Consider the following 20,459-nt stretch of genomic DNA (forward strand, 5'->3'; position numbering starts at 1 on the left):
TTATAATTTAACATTAACTTTTCATTGTATTTTCTTCAATGAATTTATATCTCATTACAATATATCTACATGTCTTGTTAATATTGTTTTTCATATTAAGAACCTTGGTTTTCTTTTCAGCGTATTCATATTCCTTATAAAATCCGCCTCTGCTATTCATAATAATATCACCTGTTGCAAGATCCTTCACTGCATATAGATATCTTACATTTTTGTCTGCATATGTGTTACTTTCACACACCTGTTTGCACAGTAATTGATTCTCGTTTTCGAGCAATGCAATTCTTTCAAGTAAATATTCTTCCACAGAACTATAGTGTTGTGTCTTAATAAGGTCTTCCATATTTTCTTCTCCATTTTTGTATCATATTTTCTCGTAACGCAAAACCACCATGTAGTTTACAGTAATTACTAGATATCCTACATTCCAAAAGAGCCAGTTTCATTCTAGTAGAAATGTTTGTGTTTTCACCCATCATGTCTCCAATCATTTTGTACACTTTTAATAGATATCCCAGATTCTTCTATCTTAATCCATTCATCTAAAGTTAAAGGAATATAATTTGAATACATACAAAAACAATTAATCATATTAATCGGTGCCGGGGACGGATTATCAGAACTTCTACTTATTCTCGGAAAACCTCTTACAAACTCCTTATAATGTTCTACGCCAACTACATCTGGAGTCTTGTGGATATGGCCATGAAGCATATATGTTTTTGGATTTCCATTTTTATCTCGTCGAAATTGTCCATTATAGCACATCACTGGGTAATGGCAGCATATAACCTTTCTTCCATTATCATTCAACTCCATATAATAGTCGATCCGTTCAAACCTATCTTTATTAAATTCTCTTTTTAGCACAGCTTTATCATGATTTCCAATACACAACCATAAGCGACCGTTCAACTTATCTATCAACCTATTCGTTTCTTCTACATTACCAATTGATAGATCTCCCAAAATAATGACTTCTTCTTTTTTCCTTACTCTTGAATTCCATTGTTGAAGCATGAATTCATTCATTTCTTCCATGCTTTTAAACCCTCGCTTATCCATTCTAGTATTCATGTTAGTATGAAAGAAATGATTGTCTGCAATATAATATCTCATAAATAACAACCTCATAAGATTCTAATAATCTGTTCATATAAACAAATTGATTTTTCAGAATCAAAATTTTGATTTACATGCATATGTCCAAAGAACCATTTTCTATAATCAATAGCTTCTTTAATCTTTTGTAGATAGTCTGTTAATCTATCTGTCTGATATATTGTCGGATTACTATCCATCATTCTTAAAAGTGATGTACATGGAGAATGTGTCACAATAAAATCAACTTTATTATTTGATTTCTCCAGATTATCCCATCCATTTTGCATTTCCTCTTCGCTTGGCAGTTCTCTTTCCCACCATGACACATGATTAATTCTAAACTGCTTACTATAGTCATATCGCCATTTTTTAATACGTGGATCGCCTATTTCTAAAACGCCATCTCGAATATCATGGCTACTTGCACCACCAAAAGTGAAAAATGTTTTCCCGGATATGTCATAAATCTTACCTCTCATCAAATGGATTACTGACGGTCTGAGAAAATGTACCTTCCCGTTATGCCATTCGGATACAGGGAGATTATCAAGTATGTCGTAATTTTCGTGATTTCCGTCCACAAATAATGTAGTAAATAGTTTATCTTCTAGCCAATCCAGATTATATTTCTCTCTCTTAGAATCATCCCAGATACCGAAGTCACCGCAGATAATCACGTAATCGTCTTTTGTCATTTCATCTTGTTCTGGGAATGCTCTCTTATTTAGCCTCCCCATCCAGTCTCCATGTGTGTCACCCGTTATATAAACCATGTCTTTATCTAAGCCTCTCTGTCCTCTTTAATTTTCTTCGTTGCAAGAATATATTCTCTGTATTCATCATAGCCTTTAAACTTAATATATTTACATTCATTTACATCAAAACAATTTTCACCCACATACATGCAAATTACTTTAAAGTGTATCACTACAAAATATTTCTTTATCCTTCGCAAAGATAATCGGATGCCCATAATATCCATTATGGGCATTATATACGGCTATCTGAAGAATCCCTTTTGTAGTCACAAAATCAACAAATTGTATGCCACCACAATCATCATAGTAGCCGCTTTTATTAACAACTTCTTTATTTAGTTCCTTATCAGTTAAATTTACCTCTAACAGATCCGCGCCAACAAAATCTTGCTCATTATCATTAGAATAGAAATATCCCCAATGTTCACAACAATTCTGTCCATTCGAAATAAGGATATTGAATTCATGCTTATCAGTGGTAATTCTATATCCATCGTATTCTTCGTATGTACATAAGGCACTAGGCATTTCCATGATACCTAATCGTCCACCAGAACCATTTAATGTCCCGGTATTAGTAAGACAAACATTTGTGACTTCTTCAATTTTTAATATTTTACCTAACATATTTACTCCTTTTCAAATGAAATCAACTCCATAGATATTTAAATCTATACGAACAGTCCTAACTCACACCATTTCTTGATTACTTTTGAATTTCAGATTTTATAACTGGTATCTCCAAGACAATCAATACTTCATTTTTTCTCTCTCCCGTACTTTCTCACGTGTTTCCCCATAACTAAAATACGTCTTATCAAAATCATAATTCATACCCCATACATCATCATTCAAGTATTCATTCATGTGTGTTATAGCAAGTGAACAGTTTGTATAAGGATATGGCTGTTCTGCTATTAATTGAAAATCTTCTAATACTCTTTGTATTAATCTTTCAATATCAATGAATCCATATCTCAATGTTCCTTGATGTGGATTTGGGACATTTGTATAATCAACCATATCTCTATTAATATCTGCTTTTTCACACTCATCCTCCAGACGTCCAACTCCATGACGTGTTATATATGTTCTTGTGACATAGCATGTTTCTATATTAATCTTCTCTTTTGGAAAAGTATTTCCAATAATTTCTAACGGATTTTTGACACCTGTGTTACTTGGCGTAAGATGGGGATAATATGTTCCATTATTCTGGTCAAGAAGCAATCCCTGTCCATTTTCAAAGATAATATTGGCATAATGGCATAATATTTCATCTCCGCACTTATTTATACAGTCCTTCATGAAATAAATATCATCTATATATCTGTCAATTAATCCTATACTATAAACAATTTCATCCCATTCCGATTTGTTGATATCTATATTTTCTTCTTTTAGCTTTTCTAAAAAGTATTCATCTCTAATTCTATATAATAGATTTCGTATATCATCGCTACCTAATACGAATAACTGTGATAGACAAAGATTATATTTTGGATAATGACATCGTTTTAAAGTTTCATAAATCCCAACACCACAACTACCGTGTCTATCTTCAGACCGCTTCTCTTCAATCATTTGATTTAAAATCATATCAAATGGTGTGGAAATCTTACATAAAGGATGCACATATACTTTTGGAATGAATCCGATTTCATTAAGCTCTTTCCACTCTTGGCAAAATATCATAGGATTTAAAATAAAATATTTAGAAAGATATGTATGAGCATTATTAAATATTCCAGAGCCAAAATGATGGAAAACATGCCTTATATTATCAGGAGTTGTTACTGTATGACCTCTTTGCGCTTCTCCATTGCTACACACAACAATGCAATTTTCATTTTGCATAGCTGCCTGGTTAGAAAAATAATCTGTCATAAATCCCTTTCCCTCGTCGCCAAAATTAGCACCAATAACAATTTTTATATTCGTCATACAACAACACCCCTTCTATTTACCATGCGATACAATTTTCTTCCTTAATATCTAAAACAGTATTTGAATCGGATGTATCAGAAGCAGAGATAATAATATCAATAATCTCATCAGCTATATTATTTAGATTAACTCTACGAAAATGCTTATCATCCAAATACTCCTTGAATGACGCTTCGATTCCCTCACTGTCCCAACCAGACCGATGATTAACATCCAAATGATAGATATCAAATTTTTGAATCGTCTCTTCATATAGATCTTTTGTTTCAACATCTGATTGTAGTTTATCACCTGTTGAGGCTTCAAGTCCTGAACGGGTTCCTCTTATCGGAAGGTATGGATTCAATCTCTCATCCCCCATAGTGATAATAATTCCACGTTTTCCTCTGTTCCAGCAATCAAGTTTTGTATGTCTTGCTCCAAAATACCACGCAGCAGTGTATGATTCGTAATTATTACCACCACCACCAAATTCAAAATATAACTTGTCTAACTGTTCAGCAATGCGAATATCTGATTCAAATTGCGACGCCTGTATTGGTGAAGCGTCATAAGCCAAATCACCAATTCCCATAATCATAAATTCAACATCTGTTACTTTCTTGTATAATTCTGTCATTATAGTATTTAATTTTTTTGCAACTTCTACCGCTGTCTGTCCCATACTGCCCGTAACATCCAGTGCCAAAATCACAGGGAGAGTATTAGGATGCTCGTCTGAATCACAGCACTCCCTAATCACATTGCATGGATCTAAAGCAACGTCTAAATGTCTTGATTTAAACATTTCTTGATTAGAATAAGATCCGGTTATTTCTCCAAGCGAATCAACTGACATTCCCTTCGTTACCGAATATGTAGCATATGCTTCCCTTGTCCATGTTCCACTTCCCATAAATTATTTATCCTCACTTTCTCCGATTAATTCTTCATCATCGTCATCATCGTCCATATCGAAAATACCATCAAAAAGTCCACCCATGTTACCACCCATCATCATAAATGGTAACACTGTATTTAAGCTTCCCGATGTATTAGAACCAGTATTGTCTTTCATCATTTCAGAAAGCATCATATACTGCATAATTTTATTCGTGCCTTTTTTACCTTTAACAATGTCGTTTCCAAACATTGATACAATCTTTCCATAAAAATATGTATTACCCATAAATACATGACGTTCTGGAAGAATTGTTTCAACCGTCGAATCTTCATAATTGATCACTGTCAATTTATTTTTTTCAGACTCAATCACACATTTCGGTTTGCCACTAACGAGAATAATGTCTCCTGGTTCTGCTTTGTTCGTAGGAATTACAAAGAAAAACTCTTCTCCAATATCAAAAGCAAAATTGTCACAGTTAGTGAGTCTTCCCGTTTTCATGTTATAACTTTTGTATCCACCACTTGTCTTTACCGCAATACCTCCATTCATAGATATTTTGCACATTCCCGGCTGTACTTTTCCGAACATTTTGTTAAGCATTGTATTCATGTTTTCTCTCCTTTTTATTTCTTATATTTATATATTCTCCGATGAAAGTAAAGTTTCATTGCGCTTTATACTTCTTCGAAACTCCACATTTTTTACAGCGATATACTTTTGTATAATTGTTAGGATACCTTTTGTCTTTCGATGAATCCCACACAGTGTTCTCAAATATTAGTTCCCACTTATGTTTACAAAAGCAACTCCGTATGTAGCTAATTAGCCATCTCATAAGTCCTGTTCCTTCCTTATTTATATTTTACAAACTTCGCCACATCATTAAGGTGGCATCTAAAGGCAAGTGTACCGTCTTCATCATATAAAGTTAGATAATTTGCTGTATCTTCGATTTCAACATTCTTAAAATAAAATTCTGGCGAATCTAATTCTTTACAAAATGATTTATGCAATGCCACATATATGTTCCACTTATTCATATTTTATTGCCCTCCACCTTAACACCTTTCCGTTTCAGCCACTTCTCCGCGTTTTCCCGTTGCATTTGCTCTCCCTGCGCACGGATTAGCTTTATCGCCGCGGGCTTATTCTTTCGCTTCTTCATTAGTATATTTCCTGTTTATTTGTATAATCCAATCGCTATAAAATAAAGCATTATAATAATTGCAATCGCCGGATATAAAATATGTGTTATCTTATATACCTTATTTGCTTTTTTTGTGAACGCTGTATCAATTCCCTCTATAAAAAATAAAAAATTAACACATAGAACAATTATTGCTAATGTTTCATTCATCTGTGTATCTCCTGTTCCATGCTTTTGCCGCTTCTTCTTCCGTCAGATAGTATCCCGATGAAGCACCACATCCACCTCTTTGAACGCTACAAACAACGCTTTTATATATGCAATGCCCCGGATGTTCATATTTGTTACAAAGGCATAAATCTGTATCAAAATTTCCACACTCTTCTAAACTATGTACGTCTGTAAATTCCAAATTTTTATTTTTACAATGCGGACACGGTTTTAATTTAATCTCGCTCATTCTGCACCTCCTGCACTATCTCTTTGACACAATTCGAACAATAGCACCCCTCATATCCTTCTACCTTATATAAAAAGCGCATCCAGTTCCTATTCCATATACCGTTGTCTGTACACCTCTTGCAACTTCCTTGTCCCTCTCCTTTGCATTGTGTGATTTTAAGATTGCTCATTTCCTGCTTATCTCCTTTATCACATTCATTCTCATTATCGACTCTAACACTACTTTGCTACTATATACCTGTTTGCACCCACAATTTTTACATGATCGCTTTTCCCATCTTTATGCGTCTGGAAAGAGTATCTAAATCCGCAATTCGGGCAAATGTATTTCCGCATGTTACTCTGCACCTCCTGATAATTCTGTATTGTCGAAAATGTTGCCGACACATTCCAATCCATACAAATTTATGTTATCCTCACAAAGCAATTCATCCTCACATCTGATTTTCTTTCTTGTCTTTTTAGCATATCTGAGCGGGACAAAAACAAATGCACCGTCCACAAACACAACTTTCCATAATTTCCAATCCCTCTCATCCTCAGAGGCTTTACTCATTACAATGCCATTCTCCCAAATCCGCTTACCGTTCTTGTCAGTCAGCCCCGTGTACTGGCAGAGGGTTTCGGGGTCAATTTCATATCTTGACATTCCACCATCAGACATCCAAGTAATAATACAATCAACTTCTTTTTCTTCTATTATGCACAATGGTCTCCTTATTTGTTGCCATTTGCAATAATATCCCTCTACCCACCATTCCTCTTTCGGCAACTCCCGCCAATTCTTACGCTTTGTTTTGAATAAGATTTCTCTGCTCAAATTCTTCATCTCCTTGCTCCTCGTCAAACATACTTTTTACTCTGTCCATAGTTTTATAACACTCTTGCGTACCCTCAAAATTCGCAAAGCTATGCAGAATAGGCAATTCTATATGTTTTTTATTTCTTTCACACATAAGATACTCACAATTTCTACAGCAATATGTTTTATCTTCACTCAAATTTCATTCCCTCCAATTTCTCGATCTGCTTTTTCAGACTGGCAATTTTATTTCGGCACATTTCTTCGGCTTTCTTGATTGCGGATTGCTTGTCAAAAAATACTTCCTCTTTTTTTGGATAAAAAATACCAAATTCATCATTATTCCAAAAGGCAAATATTTTTTCTTTATCTTGCGTTTGAGTATCGGATTCAGCTTCAATAATCCCATCTGTCAGCGCATATTTAGTTATCCAAACTTTCATTTATTTTTTCTCCATTTCTTTCAACTTCGCTTCGGCTTCTTCGTGGGTAAGGAATACGGTTTTGCCGATACAATCTTCGTTAAATATTTCTCCTGTATCATTGATTCCTTCGATAAGACTCGTATGAAAAAATATACAATTACACGTTGATACCTCTATGAAAACAACTCTATATTCTGAAATAAAATTTCGTGTTGGTTTGTAGAGAATATCTCCTACACAGCATAAAAACTCCAACAGTCTCCCCTCTTTATCCGCTTCCTTCCACCGTTCCCACTTGTCTACATCTTCGTCGGTCAGAAGTCTCGCCTTTTGCGGATTGCCAATCTCCACCTCTGGATGCTCTATGAGATGTTTTGCGACAGTTTCAAGAAGTCCGTCACATTCGCCGTACACTTTTTTAAGCTGTTCTTCCAAATCTTCATAATGTGCCAGTTTGTTTATAGCCTCCCAATCTTGTGTATAATTCGTATAATCCTTTTTGGATTTTGTTTTTATCCAACAGGAAGTTTTTCTTTCTGTTAATCTATCCATCCTCATTCCTCCGGCATTTCATAATATTCACTCTCGCAACATACCGCTTCTGCCATCACTTTACAGGCGCGTTCTAAGTCCTTATATTTTCCAAGTATATGTTTCTTCCTTCTGTCTTTTACATTTTGACATTTAAGTACACACATATTCATTTCAATGTTATATGCCTCATATACATTTCCGTCTTGAGCTTTAATTTTCATTTTTATCTCCTTCTTCAATTTTAGGAATGAGTATATGCTTCATAAAAACCGGAACTGTCAAAGCTATTATTGACAATAACCCCATTGCCACGCTTGCGTTTTTGATAGCCACAGCGCCTATAAAAGTTATTAGTGGAGTATATATACTCATAGAAATTTTAAGTACAACAACTGTTTTCTTTACAGCACGCTTTCCGCTGTCTGAATAAAAAATCATTTTCACTCCTTCTCCAGAATTTCATCAACGCAGGCGTTTCAACCAATTTTCCCTGCTTTATCAATAGCTTGTCTTGCTCTCGTACTCATAAACATTCCGTCTAGCGCCTCCGGCCCTCTGTAATCCTTTCTTTGCGGTATTGGCTTTATCGGACACCAATCTGGCTTTGCATTATAAATCGTTCTCTGTTTCTCCTCACAAAACAAGTTATCTCCTTTGATTGACGCCCTCCTGCACTCAGCGCATATTACAGGTATATCATCTACCACAACAGTTCCTTTTGCCATTAGTCCGCCTCCTCGCTTTCATACACTTCACTTGCAATCCCCTTATTATTCATCGCAAAAATGTACGCCGATAATTTTGCTTCTATTTGGCATAACTCAACAAACTTGTGCGGGTCTTTGTTCTCAAAATCGTTCCTCATTTCGCCAAGTCTTTCACATGCAATCATATTTAAAATATTTAATTCATTTTTTGAAAACGGAAAACTCCCGCTTTCGCTGTCATAAGACATCATATTCATTTCTCACTTTCTGCCGGGCTTTTCAGGTATTTCAAAAATCTCTCTTTACCAAATCCGTAAGTGCATATACCAGCTATATATTCCGCCAGTTCCTCATCCGTCATGCTCCTGATTCTGTCGGCGTTGGTCTGATTTTTCTTTTTATTTAACATTCTGTTTATCCTCCCCACTACTTCCTGTGTTGAACACTTCCATATCTTACTCAACCGCTTAGTCGAATCGGTATATGTAGTCAATGCCATGCAAGCGTGTTCATGCGGTTCTGCGTTTGTCCAAGTTCTGCACATTCCGTCTTTTCTAAGCCATATTATCATCAATTTCATTATCTATTCCTCCGGTTTCTCGCACTGCTCAAACTCTATTACCCATACCCACGGATTTGCGTTCCAACCATAGAGCTGCAAGTCTTTCTTTTTGATGGTGGAGTCCCATATATCTTGAAGAGCAATAATGTGAGCAAGTCTAATGTATTCTTCTGTTTCATAAGGCATTTGCCGTATATAGCTATCAATACACTTCTTTTCAACGCCCTCTTTTTCAACATCTTTGTTCGTTATATCCTGCAACTGTTCCACTCTCACATCCGTAACTTTCAGCCAGATACGGGCGGCTTCTTTTGGCATGTAGATTGATGGACGCCAGACCATTCCAATATCCGAACCGGGTGCATCTTCGTCTGCCTTGTAAAAATAATGGCTTAACGCTTCAATATAACTTCCATGTCCATCACTTTTGTAAACAGGTTCAAACCAAACCTCGCTACTGTCTGAAATATCCGAACACTCAATATATCCGTAATTCCACGTTTCACGCACATACAAAATATCTCCCGGCTTGTATGGACACGCACATACAAAATTGTGTGCTGCCCCTTTAACTGTTGAAGGCAAGTCCGTTCCATAAGCAAAACCTTTCCAACTAAATCCGTCTTGTACGCTGTATATAGGCTGAGGTTTAATCACTCGCCTTATAACCGACTTTCTCCCGTCCAAACTCGCCCGAACCATGTCGGTGTTAAATAATATCGACTTTATTCTGTTCATGTTTTATTCCTCCGCTGCGCATATCTGCACTATAGTTTCGCTCTTTATATGCTCAAATATTGCGAATGTAGCAGTTGGGTTCATTTTCCTGTATTGAGCGTAACACTCCTCTGCCTTTTCAATTTCTTCATATGTTCCTCGTGGAAACCATATCCCCCTCACCTTGTTCCAATATGCAACCACATATTCTATGTTTGTATTCCCTGAATTGTCTTTGAAGCCGTCAAGTAGATTCATCTTTTACCCCTCCTTAAAGAACTCTTCCCGTTCCCTCAGACGTTTTCCGTCCGGGCTTTCCTGTGATTTCATCTCATCTTCCTCACTCCAATCTATCTCCTGTCCGCATTTCGGACAATGTTCATAATCGTCATAATCTACTTCGTATCTTTCACTACAGCACGGACAAATCCATGTGTCATATACTAATTCGCCTTTATTATCGTAACCGTCTCCTTCATAGTCAGGCTTCTTCGCTTTCTGCTTCTCCACCGCCTCCCTGCACTCTTCCGCCGTTCCAATTCCCCTGTACTGCTGGATTTCCTTTAAAGCTTTGATTGCCATGCCAAATGCAACTATGTCTTGCGCTTGTATATAATACTTTGTACGATTCTCTAATATTTCAATCGCTTCTTTCTCTGTCATTCCTCTGCACCGTCCTCTCCTGCCCGTTGATTCCAATCGTCCACTGCAAATTTAATTTCTTTTAAAACAATGTCAAACGCTTCATTGTCTAATTCCACCCTGTGATGTTTTACCAACCCGCAATTAGAGTTATTACATTTAATTCGCAAGTCATATATTGCAGTCGTACAATTACTTCCAATATGCTTAAATTCGGAGTATACATCTGTTCCGCATATCGGACACGGCTTTAATTTAATTTCTCCCATGCTTAAACACCGCCTTTCTCGTTATATATATCATGCTCCCAACTCTTTAAATGATGTAGGGTCATATAATGTAGTTCCATCGTTCGATTCGTTCCACCAATGACCGCCGCCCGAAATTGTATAATCGTCCGTTCCAACCATTCCGTATTTGTTTTTTACTACATAATTTCCACTTTTTTCTGGCTTTCCAGATATAAAATTCTTGTATGTCATTCTTCTTTCTTTATCAGTCATTCCTCTGCACCGTCCTCTCCTGCTCGTTTGTTCCACGCTTCTTTACAAGCCTTTTGGCATTCAGCGCATTTTTTATACGATTTATCTAACCACACGTTAAACAGCGCACATTTCGGTACGTTCCGTTCCATTTGTGCTTTTCTGCCATGTGTCCTATTTCTATGCGTATGATATTGGCACACATCCTTCCCCCAGAAATCTCCTCCATATGTGCAAGTGTCAATTTCAGGAGATACTAAATGCTCAACTTTTATTTTGATTTCTCCCATGCTTAAATCCCTCCCTTCTCGACAATTTCTATTGCATATTCTATAGCTTCTACCCCACAGGTATCATCACATTCATTACATGCTTGACCTGCTTCTTCCAATTCCTCAATCACCTTTTCCTTGTCAAAAGCGACTGACTTGGCAATATCCTCCAACGCCTTATAAATTCTGTCAGCCTGTTGTCCTTCGACACACGCTTCATCATGCAGAATATTCCATAATCTTTCATCATCAATATTAATCAGCTTGTCCATCTTCGCTCCTTTCAGTCGCTTGTTCCAGCTTTCGGCAAGGGACTTACGCCCCTCGCCTGGTTTACTGACTATGATTTACTTTGCATCAGGAAATACAAAAATTGAAGATGGAAGGATAAAAAACGGACGCACGCCCCCGCCGTCATACCCACAACCGTTGCAGCTCACGCGGCCACCGTAGTCGACATACTGGACAAAAGAAGAATCATAGACTGCCGGCGTTGAATTTGGTGTTACAAGCCACCACCAAGAATTACCAACAAAAATATTTTCTCTGCATTCCCTATATAAATTAATGTCTGGAATTCCTAAAATATCTTCGTTTAAAATGCCGTAATCTTTTAACCCATCAAGAGATGTTAAATCAATTGATACAGGAACCAGATTTTCTCCATATTTTTCTTCAAGTGCTTTAGCAAAATCGCTATTAACAACCCTTTCCCTAATACTTGATTCAGCATAATTAGTTGTGCAACCAAACTCGGAATAAAACAATGGATAGCATGTATGAAGATATGTATTACCATTCTCTGTTTTAAGTTTCGTACATGGTTGTCCACATATCTCAACAATATTTTGTTTTACCCATCTTTTTGCAGTGTTACGAAAATCTGATTCATATTTCTCTTTTTTCTCTTCATACCATTCCGGAATAATATCTTGGTCAACTATGTATTTCCATTTTGTAATATCAGAAAGAAGATTATTTTCATGTGGAATCAACTCTACCTTTACCCAATTTGCCTTTACAATAAAGCTGTCTCTCACATTTAATTTTCTTAGTAACGCTGAATGACTCTGATTATACATCGGCGCAAGATACACTTCGTTTTTAAAGATAATACCTGATAAAAAATTACACATAATTATTATTCTCCTTTTCTTAAATCCAAAATTTTTTAATTACAAGTTCATTTTTTAGCCACTAAATACCAATTGCTTCTGTTAGATTTACATATAGCATAATATTTCTCATACTTTACCCGCCTTTATCCCTCAACAAAATCATTTTCATACAGCTATCTTCTCCTTTTGTCGCATATAGTTTTCTACATCTTGTTTCATAATTCTAAAATTTTGTCTCTGGTCATTCATGTAGATATGATTTCTCTTAAAGTAGTCTACAATCCAATCATCTAAATCCATATCATTTTCTGTAGCATATGTAACTATTGCTAATAATGATTTTCTATTTTTTTCATCCATTAATTTAGAATTATTGTCTACGTTAATCGTTAGGTCATCCAATAGTTCTTCGCAAAATTCAATCTGGTCATCTCGTAAATCATAATCTAATACTTCCCGTACGAAATCATAATCAGATATTAATTCTTCTTCAGGTTCATCATCTTTATGAAAGAACTCTTTCATTAATGTTTTTAATATGGATATTTTTGTTGTAACAACGATTTTATCTTTTGTACCACGACGTTTTTCATTTTCTGCATTTAATTCTGTGTCCTCAAATTTCAATCCATCTACAGGCTTATTAATTAACTCTTCTTTAAATGCATCCAGAAACTCTAAGAACCTCGCATCGTCTAAGTTAAAAGTAGTAAAATAATCAAAAGTAGCGATCCATGCATATATATTTTTGCTTATAAAAATATCTTGGTATTTATTTGCGCATACCGTTTCAATACGATTCATATATTCTGATATCTTCTTAAATTCATCTTCGTACTGTTTATTGTTCAAATATTTATACATATTCCTTGCAGTGCTTGTCCAATTGTCTAAATGGAATGTTGCCATTACTGATTCACATACAATTCTTTCATACGTTCCGTTTTTTGGTTCAGATGATGATGGGTGTATAGTATCAAGGAAAAATTTTGAATTGGCAATATTTTTAACTTCTCTTGCATGTATGTCAAGATATGTCAAGGCTTTCTGATTTGTATTCATACCTTTATGATTGTTATATCATCTAACTAATTTGCTAATCTCCTTCATTGCACAATTAGGATGAATGACAATACGTACTTGAAACATATCGAATCGCTTTTTTAATTCATTTGGAAGCTCGTCAAAAGTTTTTCCACTTAGCTTGAAGATCTTCCTTTCCCATTCGATACTTCCATCTTCCTGTTTCATAACCTTTCCATGTTCATCACGCTTCTTTTCTTGATATTCAATTTCTGCATCTTCCATCGTTCTCGAAAATTTATGATTTCCGTAACGAATAATACGCATAGCCGCTGTTCGTTGCATGCCATCCACAATATATTGCTGTACAATACCATCTGTATATGGGATTTCTCCAAGAACAATTGGAGGAAGATACCCACCATTTAGTAACGTTACGGCAATTCCATCTACAAATGAATTATCTGCACAAAATTTACGTTGTACATCCTGATTCTCACTAATGTCTCCACCTTTAACATCAGCTAAATATGCACTCACAGGTACATTAATCTCTTTTACCTTTATATCCATTGTTTTCTTCCTCCTACTATTTCTTACATTAATATTCGTATATTTTCATACGATTTGATGACTTGCAAACAATTCACATATTCTTTTCTTGTTATTTTAAGTTGATTTAATATCTCATTAGGTTTATATTGATATACCAGCAATCTTAATACTGCCTGTTGTGTAGTAGACAATTTTTCCATATAAGCTGCGATATTGTCACTATACATTTGCTCAAATATATCGTTTTCTAATGTTTTATTATCTTGTATCATCTCTACTAAACTAATATCTTTACCTTCCGTCACACAAATTGTTTGATCAATTGAGCATGCAATTCTATCCGCTTTTCTTTTCTGCCTATTTCTTCTTGTTATTTCTGTCATAATCTTTTTATATAGACATGAATATAAAAAAGCTTCGAATTTTTGTTCTCTATCATATCTTTTTAGTACATCAACAAATACTTCATTGGCCAATGAATAAAAATCATCCATATCTTTTTGACTAATCCCACCGAATTTCTTTAATATTTGATCTACTAACTTATGTAATTTTTTCGCATTGTTTTTGTAATAAATCTCTGTATAATCCATATTATCCTCCACATTGACCTAAAGTAAAATCTCATCCACATCCCGAATATTAAATGTTCTTTCCTCTAAACGTTGTACTGTTTTCTGCAATTTATTTTCAGCGATACCAGCCAAGTTTAAATCTAACAATGATTGCACTACACTTAATTCATCTTTAATACTTCTTCTCCTTTTCATAATCTCTCTGACTGTTTTATACGACATATAACCAGCACATGCATTTTTATTTTTATCTAGTTCAATATCATGTAAACAATTACTGAGTTGTTTATCTACATTAGATAAATTCGCAAGCAATTGATTTTTCCGCTTGTTTGCGTCAATTGCTAACATATTTAATCCTTCTACTTTTTTCATCCATTCTGTAACAGATTGGGGAACCTGATAGTCTTTACAAACAATTATTTTATTTTCGTTCTTTGCTTTTCTTTCTGCCGAAGAAATTTCAGGTATCGGAATAACCGTGAAATGAAATCGTTTTAACGTTTTTGGCAAATTATCAACTAAGTTTTTTGCTTTTGAATATTCAAATCTTTGCATTTGATTTTTTGGACATGTCTCCACTTTCCCATCTTTGAGTTTGATATACACATCTTTTTGTTGATTACATATAGCATAATCCATAAAATATCCCTTCTTTCATACATAATTTCGTAAAAATGGTCGCAAAATCCCAATTGAGCTAATCGGATTCGAACCGATAAATACATGAATCAAAGTCATGTGCCTTACCTTTTGGCAATAGCTCATTACATATTTCTATATTTAATTGTTAAAAAATTTGAAAATTTTGCAGAAACGCTTGAACAATATCTCGAAAATGTGTAATATATAATATGCATAGTTGTTTCTGCAATTATGTTGTGTTTGAGAAGACATATTTTTAGGTGCGGCAACACCAGTGACAAAATACGTCTTCTCTTTTTTTATGTTTACATGTTATCACAAACAAATGTTCTAGTCAATCCAATTCAAAACGTATGTTCTATTTTATTATCTAATCTGAAAATTTGCATCATATACTTTCTTGATATTTTTTTGGTTAGAATAATCTGATATATATCCTATATGCTTTAGTATTCTCTTTTTAGAAATCTGTCGTAAACATTCACCAAGAACTATTGAGTCCCTATCCAATTTGTTATCATTATCTTTTCTAATTAGAGTATGCGTAGGTTGATTCGGATTCTTATTTTTTGTACTTAATGGCATAACTAACGTTGTTGGACTATATAAATTTCCAATATTATTTTGTATAATAACCGCTGGGCGTTTACCACCCTGTTCAGAATCGATTACATCTTTCCCAAAATCTACGATTACAACATCATATTGCTTTAAGGTTTGTTTCACTAATCGAATCCTCCTTTCATCTATTTCTATACAAAAAAAGAATGATGAGGGGACAATGCTCCAGCATCATTCTTACATTATTTTTTAAATATCTCGTTTTGGCGCACGATTTGTTCTTTTACCATTGAATACATCAATATAACCATAATCATTCGAAACATGAACCGGCTCTCTTTTTTGACTATCCCATGCTTCTTGTTCTGTTTTAAATAGTCTGGATTCCGGCAATCTAATTGCTCCACACGATCCTACCAATTGTATCACATAGAATTTTCCTTGTCTTGCGGAAACACGTGCCTTTCTTACATTCATGTTGTTTTCAAGAATATAGCATATATCATCTTTCTTAAACATTATATCATCTCCTATTCATCAAATTCCAATGTTATATAGTTAAACTTCTTGTCTTTCCATTTCCGAACAACCTTACCGAATTTAGATTTAAGTCTTTCAGCATTTTTATAATTGCCACTTGCTCCATATGAATTTTCTAAAAGATACCAATAGCTTGCCGGCAATTTATATTCAGTAACCTCCATAATATCTCCTATTTCACAGCAATCTATATTTTCAGTAGTAAAATCCATTTCGCGCATTAATTTAGTCTCTCCTTCTATATATTATAGAAGATATTATACCATATACTGTATTAGATTTCACTCAAATCTATCCCATAGCTTCCTTGAATATACCACTTTTTCGTTGTATCTACACTAGATTGTCCCATCTGTTGCTGTGCAAAGACTGCACCAAAATTTTTTGACATTGTAGAAGCATACCAGTGTCGCAACATATGTGGCGTAATCCCATTGCCATATGTTTTAAATATATCCTTGATAGTTCCTTCCGTTACACGTCCACCACGCCTGGTAATATATAATGCATTTTTCGACTCTTCATTGATATATGGAATCTTATTCCTTATTTCTAGCCAACGCTCAATTGCTTTAACGGACTTTCCAGTTAGTAACACACGTCTTTTTTCACACTCACGATTCTTCCCCTTACCTAATATCAGAATGAATGCACGTTTCTCATTATCATCACCATTTAAAAAAACATCATCTAAGTCAAGATTAGCAAGTTCAGTTTCCCTAATTCCAGTTCCCTTTAATAAATTAAAGATAGATAAATTTCGCTCTCTTACCATTTCATCTTTTTTCTTAGACATTTTTTCTTCAATTAAATTTAATTCTGCAACATCAGGCACAACCGCAATATTAATATTTCCAGAAATCCCTTTGTATCCAGATTTTGATACAACATTTGTTATAACTGGACATTTATTTGTATCTACTAAATATCCCCAAAAACTTTGCAAACGATTCTTATATACTTCCACTGATGTAGGACTGTATCCTCTTTTCTCTTCTAAATCCGTAAGATATTGTTTAATATCTTCAGCTTCTACTTCCATCATGTCTCCTGGTTCAATATCTGAAATGTTCAATTTTTTAATAATTTTACGAGCAATACAATCATTTAAAAAATCCCTAATCGTAGTATAATAATCACGTTTTGATTTAGTGCTATTTAATCGAATAAAAAAGCGTGTAATAAATTCCGGTATCTTAGCTTCTTCAAATTTCCTGTTTAACTGCTCATTTTCTTTTTTTCTAACTTCATCTTTATACATATTGCCACCTCCTGTTTATCCCTTTCTCTATTTTGCATATTGCGCAAAGAAAAAAGCACTGGCTTTCCAATGCTTTTCAAATCATAATTTTAGATATGTAATAATAAGATACTTTGTTTATTTGTTTTACAAATAATGTCCTTCAATATGATAATCTCCAGCGCTTAAAGACAACGACGTATTATCTTTTACCCATTCATTTAATTCTTCGGGAGTTGGAAAAGATATCGCCACATTCAAGTCAACACAAATCGGCAATCCATCTTCTGGCACTTCAGCATCTTCAACCAAACTTCCTAATCGTTCTTTATCATTTAAAACAATAAAATAATGCCATGATCTCTCCATAATGTCACCTCATTACATAAAACTATTCTTTTAACTGTAAATAATATTCTATCTGTGCAATCTCTGTTTTAATCTTCTTCATTTCCAATAGAGAATTAATCGCATTATCTTCATAATTCATAGAATCCATATCTTTCAGATCGACTTTAAAATACTCTTGTAGCTTTTTAAGTCGCTCCCGCTTTATTTCCAATTCGTATTCCATTATTTCACGCATTTATATTCTCACCTCTCTACATGAAAGTTAAATTTCATCTTATTCTTCTTATACAAAATTCACTCATAAATTCAATAATTGCACCATCTTCTCCACTCTCATAAAAAGAAATAAGCAATCCCTTAAATTCTTCTAACTTGTCAATTGGTATTTGAAAAATGCCAATATTATTTTCAATCAATACTTTGTTCGCCATAAGTTGTGCTACGCGCTTATTTCCATCAATAAACATTTGTGTTCTGGCAATATAACAAAAGTATTTCAGTGCCTTTAATTCAATATCTTCTATCTGTTCTATTTTATTTACACACTCTATGATAACTCCTGTTTGTGGTATTTCAGGTTCCCATGATGTTCCACCTATCTGTACGGGTATAGTTCTTATTTCTCCAGCATAGCTAAAAAGCAATTCACCAACAATTTTATCATACTCTCTTAATAGTGCGATACAATTCTTATACTCAATATTATCTAATAAAAATTGCCATGCTCGTTTCATATTAATAACAAATAAAACTTCTTCTGTTTTTGTTGTTGTCGGTGCGTTAGCTATAATTGCCTCTGTTTTTGGAAATGTCGTGCCTAATCCCTCTAAATTAGCGCTTTTCCAAATGCTATCTATTAATAGCCTTTTTGCCATTTCAATTGCTGTATCACGCATATTAACATCTCCTTTAATGATTTTCGTATATATTATACTACGCAAATAGTACATGTGCCAATTTCATTTTTTCTTTATAAGATTAATTTTATTCATATTTTTTCTTACTTTAAATTCTGCTGATCGATCCAATCCTTAATGATTTGCAATAAATACCATCCAACAACTGATACAATAATTCCTGGTAATAACATAGATATTTCCTCCTTCATATTATAATCTATTTCCACATTCCATGTTTATTGAATTGCCTACGCTCTACTCTGCATCAGGAAATACAAAAATTGAAGATGGAAGGATAAAAAACGGACGCACGCCCCCGCCGTCATACCCACAACCGTTGCAGCTCACGCCGCCATCGGAACAAACAAACCGGACGTAAGAAGAATCATTTCTTGAAGGTGTTTGATTGGGTGTTGCAAGCCACCACCAAGAATCTACTTTTCCGATAATCTTACTATATTTGCGGTACTGATCGAACGTCATCAGGCTTACTTTGTCAACACATGTTCCATAATCATCATATCCATCCATAGATAAAAGGTCTACCTCATGTCCAATAATACTTTCTGTTCCAAATTTATTTTCAAGTTCTTTAAAATATTCTCCATTAAAATATGCACGGATATAGCTATTTCCCCAATTATTTGTTAAGCCGAATTCCCATTTCTTCTCTAATAACTTTTTTGTTACTACTGCCGTTGTATCATTTATAAAATGCTCACATACTATATACTCAACTCCATCACTATCTCTAAACACATTACCAGGTTTTAACGTAAATAGTCTAACTAATTTTCCACCTTCATCAATTCTGATCTGCATACTTCCATTTATTTTATTAACGATTACTATAATATCTTTCCCTGTATTATTAATTACACTTACATTATTTTTCATAATTTGAATCTCCTCTTTTATATTTTTATTATTCACTTATAAGCTCATACAATGTTTCATTAAGTTCGGAAAAATCACAATGTACAGTATTTCCATTTGTATTATCAGTAATTTCGTAATGTCCTTGTCCATTCTCAATAATAGTTTCAATAGTGAATCTCTGCATCCGCCCGTCTCCCTTCAAAAATATAATAAAAAAGCATCTGAATATTTATTCTCCAAATGCTTCTTAAAATTCCATAATTCTTTTTTTTGAACTTAAAAGGATGTTAAATAACTTAACACGAAAGCTTTACATCATATTCTCATCTTCTACATTAGATTCTCTCTAAAATGTGAATTCTATTTCTCATTGATATGCTGATAGTAGCTTACATCTTCATCATCTGAAATTTCACCATCGAAATATGGAGACGGTTCTATATCTCGATCATCATAATCATCATAATCAAGATTTATTCTTCCAGCTTCTACTGCCTTTCCAACCTCATTCAATGCCTCATCTATAGATTCCACATTATCCACAATCACTGTACGTGAAAATATTTCCCTTACTCTAATAGCATATTTACTCATTCTTTTGTCCTCCTACCCTTTGCTATTTGCTT

Annotated in this window: 41 protein-coding genes and 1 tRNA gene; all 42 read right to left on the minus strand. The window is 34.3% G+C overall.

Translation table 11 applies throughout. The annotated features are described in order from the left end of the window. Positions 1–13: 13 nt before the first annotated feature. The 42 genes from H8S37_RS04120 to H8S37_RS04320 all read right to left on the minus strand — a co-directional run bounded on the left by H8S37_RS04120 (position 14) and on the right by H8S37_RS04320 (position 20,427). Positions 14–343, minus strand: coding sequence for a hypothetical protein (locus H8S37_RS04120; protein WP_186874753.1), 330 nt, complete (start codon positions 341–343; stop codon positions 14–16). A gap of 125 nt (positions 344–468) precedes the next feature. Continuing rightward, positions 469–1,119: a metallophosphoesterase family protein gene (locus H8S37_RS04125; protein ID WP_186874754.1), complete on the minus strand. Its 651-nt coding sequence runs from the start codon at positions 1,117–1,119 to the stop codon at positions 469–471. Between the two features lie 11 nt (positions 1,120–1,130). Next, the gene (locus tag H8S37_RS04130) at positions 1,131–1,877 is read right to left on the minus strand and encodes a metallophosphoesterase family protein (protein WP_186874755.1); all 747 of its coding nucleotides are present in this window, start codon (positions 1,875–1,877) and stop codon (positions 1,131–1,133) included. Positions 1,878–2,018: 141 nt separating this feature from the next. After that, positions 2,019–2,489 (minus strand): DUF7448 domain-containing protein, encoded by a 471-nt coding sequence (locus H8S37_RS04135; RefSeq protein WP_186874756.1) that lies wholly within the window; start codon positions 2,487–2,489, stop codon positions 2,019–2,021. A 123-nt stretch (positions 2,490–2,612) separates the two neighbouring features. Beyond that, entirely contained in the window at positions 2,613–3,806 is a 1,194-nt protein-coding gene (locus tag H8S37_RS04140) for an adenylosuccinate synthetase (protein WP_186874757.1), read from the minus strand. Between the two features lie 19 nt (positions 3,807–3,825). Then, complete coding sequence (locus tag H8S37_RS04145; RefSeq protein ID WP_186874758.1) at positions 3,826–4,704, minus strand: VWA domain-containing protein; 879 nt, start codon at positions 4,702–4,704, stop codon at positions 3,826–3,828. A 3-nt stretch (positions 4,705–4,707) separates the two neighbouring features. Further along, a complete protein-coding gene (locus tag H8S37_RS04150) occupies positions 4,708–5,304 on the minus strand; it encodes a hypothetical protein (RefSeq protein ID WP_186874759.1) in 597 nt (198 codons plus the stop codon). A 242-nt stretch (positions 5,305–5,546) separates the two neighbouring features. After that, positions 5,547–5,735 carry a hypothetical protein gene (locus H8S37_RS04155; RefSeq protein ID WP_186874760.1) on the minus strand — a complete coding sequence of 63 codons (189 nt, stop codon included), beginning with the start codon at positions 5,733–5,735 and terminating at the stop codon, positions 5,547–5,549. Further along, positions 5,732–5,860, minus strand: a complete 129-nt coding sequence (locus H8S37_RS17385; protein WP_279287347.1) for a hypothetical protein — start codon at positions 5,858–5,860, stop codon at positions 5,732–5,734. The genes H8S37_RS04155 and H8S37_RS17385 overlap by 4 nt, the downstream gene beginning before the upstream one ends. Positions 5,861–5,875: 15 nt before the next feature. Further along, positions 5,876–6,052, minus strand: coding sequence for a hypothetical protein (locus tag H8S37_RS04160; RefSeq protein WP_186874761.1), 177 nt, complete (start codon positions 6,050–6,052; stop codon positions 5,876–5,878). Next, positions 6,045–6,302 carry a Lar family restriction alleviation protein gene (locus H8S37_RS04165; RefSeq protein WP_186874762.1) on the minus strand — a complete coding sequence of 86 codons (258 nt, stop codon included), beginning with the start codon at positions 6,300–6,302 and terminating at the stop codon, positions 6,045–6,047. Before H8S37_RS04165 ends, H8S37_RS04160 begins: the two co-directional genes overlap by 8 nt. Positions 6,303–6,641: 339 nt before the next feature. Next, positions 6,642–7,124, minus strand: a complete 483-nt coding sequence (locus H8S37_RS04170) for a YopX family protein (protein ID WP_243207060.1) — start codon at positions 7,122–7,124, stop codon at positions 6,642–6,644. Then, on the minus strand, positions 7,090–7,305 hold the full coding sequence (locus tag H8S37_RS04175) for a hypothetical protein (RefSeq protein WP_186874764.1): 216 nt from the start codon (positions 7,303–7,305) through the stop codon (positions 7,090–7,092). The genes H8S37_RS04170 and H8S37_RS04175 overlap by 35 nt, the downstream gene beginning before the upstream one ends. Further along, a complete protein-coding gene (locus H8S37_RS04180) occupies positions 7,298–7,549 on the minus strand; it encodes a hypothetical protein (RefSeq protein WP_186874765.1) in 252 nt (83 codons plus the stop codon). Before H8S37_RS04180 ends, H8S37_RS04175 begins: the two co-directional genes overlap by 8 nt. After that, positions 7,550–8,083, minus strand: a complete 534-nt coding sequence (locus tag H8S37_RS04185) for a hypothetical protein (protein WP_186874766.1) — start codon at positions 8,081–8,083, stop codon at positions 7,550–7,552. Between the two features lie 2 nt (positions 8,084–8,085). Then, a complete protein-coding gene (locus H8S37_RS04190) occupies positions 8,086–8,286 on the minus strand; it encodes a hypothetical protein (RefSeq protein WP_186874767.1) in 201 nt (66 codons plus the stop codon). After that, the gene (locus tag H8S37_RS04195) at positions 8,276–8,503 is read right to left on the minus strand and encodes a hypothetical protein (RefSeq protein WP_186874768.1); all 228 of its coding nucleotides are present in this window, start codon (positions 8,501–8,503) and stop codon (positions 8,276–8,278) included. Before H8S37_RS04195 ends, H8S37_RS04190 begins: the two co-directional genes overlap by 11 nt. 38 nt (positions 8,504–8,541) lie before the next feature. Beyond that, positions 8,542–8,790, minus strand: a complete 249-nt coding sequence (locus H8S37_RS04200; protein WP_186874769.1) for a hypothetical protein — start codon at positions 8,788–8,790, stop codon at positions 8,542–8,544. Further along, the gene (locus H8S37_RS04205) at positions 8,790–9,029 is read right to left on the minus strand and encodes a hypothetical protein (RefSeq protein ID WP_186874770.1); all 240 of its coding nucleotides are present in this window, start codon (positions 9,027–9,029) and stop codon (positions 8,790–8,792) included. The genes H8S37_RS04200 and H8S37_RS04205 overlap by 1 nt, the downstream gene beginning before the upstream one ends. Then, positions 9,026–9,352, minus strand: a complete 327-nt coding sequence (locus H8S37_RS04210) for a hypothetical protein (protein WP_186874771.1) — start codon at positions 9,350–9,352, stop codon at positions 9,026–9,028. Before H8S37_RS04210 ends, H8S37_RS04205 begins: the two co-directional genes overlap by 4 nt. A gap of 3 nt (positions 9,353–9,355) precedes the next feature. Then, positions 9,356–10,072: a hypothetical protein gene (locus H8S37_RS04215; protein ID WP_186874772.1), complete on the minus strand. Its 717-nt coding sequence runs from the start codon at positions 10,070–10,072 to the stop codon at positions 9,356–9,358. Between the two features lie 3 nt (positions 10,073–10,075). Continuing rightward, positions 10,076–10,309 carry a hypothetical protein gene (locus H8S37_RS04220; protein ID WP_186874773.1) on the minus strand — a complete coding sequence of 78 codons (234 nt, stop codon included), beginning with the start codon at positions 10,307–10,309 and terminating at the stop codon, positions 10,076–10,078. Between the two features lie 3 nt (positions 10,310–10,312). Next, positions 10,313–10,714 (minus strand): hypothetical protein, encoded by a 402-nt coding sequence (locus H8S37_RS04225; RefSeq protein WP_186874774.1) that lies wholly within the window; start codon positions 10,712–10,714, stop codon positions 10,313–10,315. After that, entirely contained in the window at positions 10,711–10,962 is a 252-nt protein-coding gene (locus H8S37_RS04230; RefSeq protein WP_186874775.1) for a Lar family restriction alleviation protein, read from the minus strand. Before H8S37_RS04230 ends, H8S37_RS04225 begins: the two co-directional genes overlap by 4 nt. 30 nt (positions 10,963–10,992) lie before the next feature. Then, positions 10,993–11,196: a hypothetical protein gene (locus tag H8S37_RS04235; RefSeq protein WP_186874776.1), complete on the minus strand. Its 204-nt coding sequence runs from the start codon at positions 11,194–11,196 to the stop codon at positions 10,993–10,995. Then, entirely contained in the window at positions 11,193–11,465 is a 273-nt protein-coding gene (locus tag H8S37_RS04240; protein WP_186874777.1) for a hypothetical protein, read from the minus strand. Before H8S37_RS04240 ends, H8S37_RS04235 begins: the two co-directional genes overlap by 4 nt. Positions 11,466–11,467: 2 nt before the next feature. Beyond that, on the minus strand, positions 11,468–11,719 hold the full coding sequence (locus H8S37_RS04245; RefSeq protein WP_186874778.1) for a hypothetical protein: 252 nt from the start codon (positions 11,717–11,719) through the stop codon (positions 11,468–11,470). Positions 11,720–11,794: 75 nt separating this feature from the next. Beyond that, positions 11,795–12,583 (minus strand): hypothetical protein, encoded by a 789-nt coding sequence (locus H8S37_RS04250; protein WP_186874779.1) that lies wholly within the window; start codon positions 12,581–12,583, stop codon positions 11,795–11,797. A gap of 147 nt (positions 12,584–12,730) precedes the next feature. After that, positions 12,731–13,627, minus strand: coding sequence for a hypothetical protein (locus H8S37_RS04255; RefSeq protein ID WP_186874780.1), 897 nt, complete (start codon positions 13,625–13,627; stop codon positions 12,731–12,733). A gap of 18 nt (positions 13,628–13,645) precedes the next feature. After that, positions 13,646–14,161, minus strand: a complete 516-nt coding sequence (locus H8S37_RS04260) for a hypothetical protein (RefSeq protein ID WP_186874781.1) — start codon at positions 14,159–14,161, stop codon at positions 13,646–13,648. Between the two features lie 23 nt (positions 14,162–14,184). Next, on the minus strand, positions 14,185–14,736 hold the full coding sequence (locus tag H8S37_RS04265) for a sigma-70 RNA polymerase sigma factor region 4 domain-containing protein (protein WP_186874782.1): 552 nt from the start codon (positions 14,734–14,736) through the stop codon (positions 14,185–14,187). Positions 14,737–14,754: 18 nt separating this feature from the next. After that, positions 14,755–15,360 (minus strand): hypothetical protein, encoded by a 606-nt coding sequence (locus H8S37_RS04270; RefSeq protein ID WP_186874783.1) that lies wholly within the window; start codon positions 15,358–15,360, stop codon positions 14,755–14,757. Positions 15,361–15,413: 53 nt separating this feature from the next. Next, positions 15,414–15,485 (minus strand) — tRNA-Gln (locus H8S37_RS04275). 244 nt (positions 15,486–15,729) lie between these two features. Next, on the minus strand, positions 15,730–16,089 hold the full coding sequence (locus tag H8S37_RS04280) for a type II toxin-antitoxin system PemK/MazF family toxin (protein WP_186874784.1): 360 nt from the start codon (positions 16,087–16,089) through the stop codon (positions 15,730–15,732). Positions 16,090–16,173: 84 nt separating this feature from the next. Next, complete coding sequence (locus H8S37_RS04285) at positions 16,174–16,443, minus strand: hypothetical protein (protein WP_186874785.1); 270 nt, start codon at positions 16,441–16,443, stop codon at positions 16,174–16,176. 11 nt (positions 16,444–16,454) lie between these two features. Beyond that, a complete protein-coding gene (locus H8S37_RS04290; protein WP_186874786.1) occupies positions 16,455–16,685 on the minus strand; it encodes a hypothetical protein in 231 nt (76 codons plus the stop codon). A 53-nt stretch (positions 16,686–16,738) separates the two neighbouring features. Beyond that, on the minus strand, positions 16,739–17,725 hold the full coding sequence (locus tag H8S37_RS04295) for a site-specific integrase (RefSeq protein ID WP_186874787.1): 987 nt from the start codon (positions 17,723–17,725) through the stop codon (positions 16,739–16,741). Positions 17,726–17,851: 126 nt separating this feature from the next. After that, positions 17,852–18,073: a hypothetical protein gene (locus H8S37_RS04300; RefSeq protein WP_186874788.1), complete on the minus strand. Its 222-nt coding sequence runs from the start codon at positions 18,071–18,073 to the stop codon at positions 17,852–17,854. A 22-nt stretch (positions 18,074–18,095) separates the two neighbouring features. Continuing rightward, positions 18,096–18,290, minus strand: coding sequence for a hypothetical protein (locus H8S37_RS04305; protein WP_186874789.1), 195 nt, complete (start codon positions 18,288–18,290; stop codon positions 18,096–18,098). A 34-nt stretch (positions 18,291–18,324) separates the two neighbouring features. Then, positions 18,325–18,951, minus strand: a complete 627-nt coding sequence (locus tag H8S37_RS04310) for a Fic family protein (protein ID WP_186874790.1) — start codon at positions 18,949–18,951, stop codon at positions 18,325–18,327. Positions 18,952–19,209: 258 nt separating this feature from the next. Continuing rightward, positions 19,210–19,851, minus strand: a complete 642-nt coding sequence (locus tag H8S37_RS04315) for a DUF6273 domain-containing protein (RefSeq protein ID WP_186874791.1) — start codon at positions 19,849–19,851, stop codon at positions 19,210–19,212. A 342-nt stretch (positions 19,852–20,193) separates the two neighbouring features. Continuing rightward, the gene (locus H8S37_RS04320; protein ID WP_186874792.1) at positions 20,194–20,427 is read right to left on the minus strand and encodes a hypothetical protein; all 234 of its coding nucleotides are present in this window, start codon (positions 20,425–20,427) and stop codon (positions 20,194–20,196) included. Positions 20,428–20,459: the final 32 nt, after the last annotated feature.

Source organism: Mediterraneibacter hominis (genome assembly GCF_014287475.1).
GTDB classification, from domain to species: domain Bacteria; phylum Bacillota; class Clostridia; order Lachnospirales; family Lachnospiraceae; genus Mediterraneibacter; species Mediterraneibacter hominis.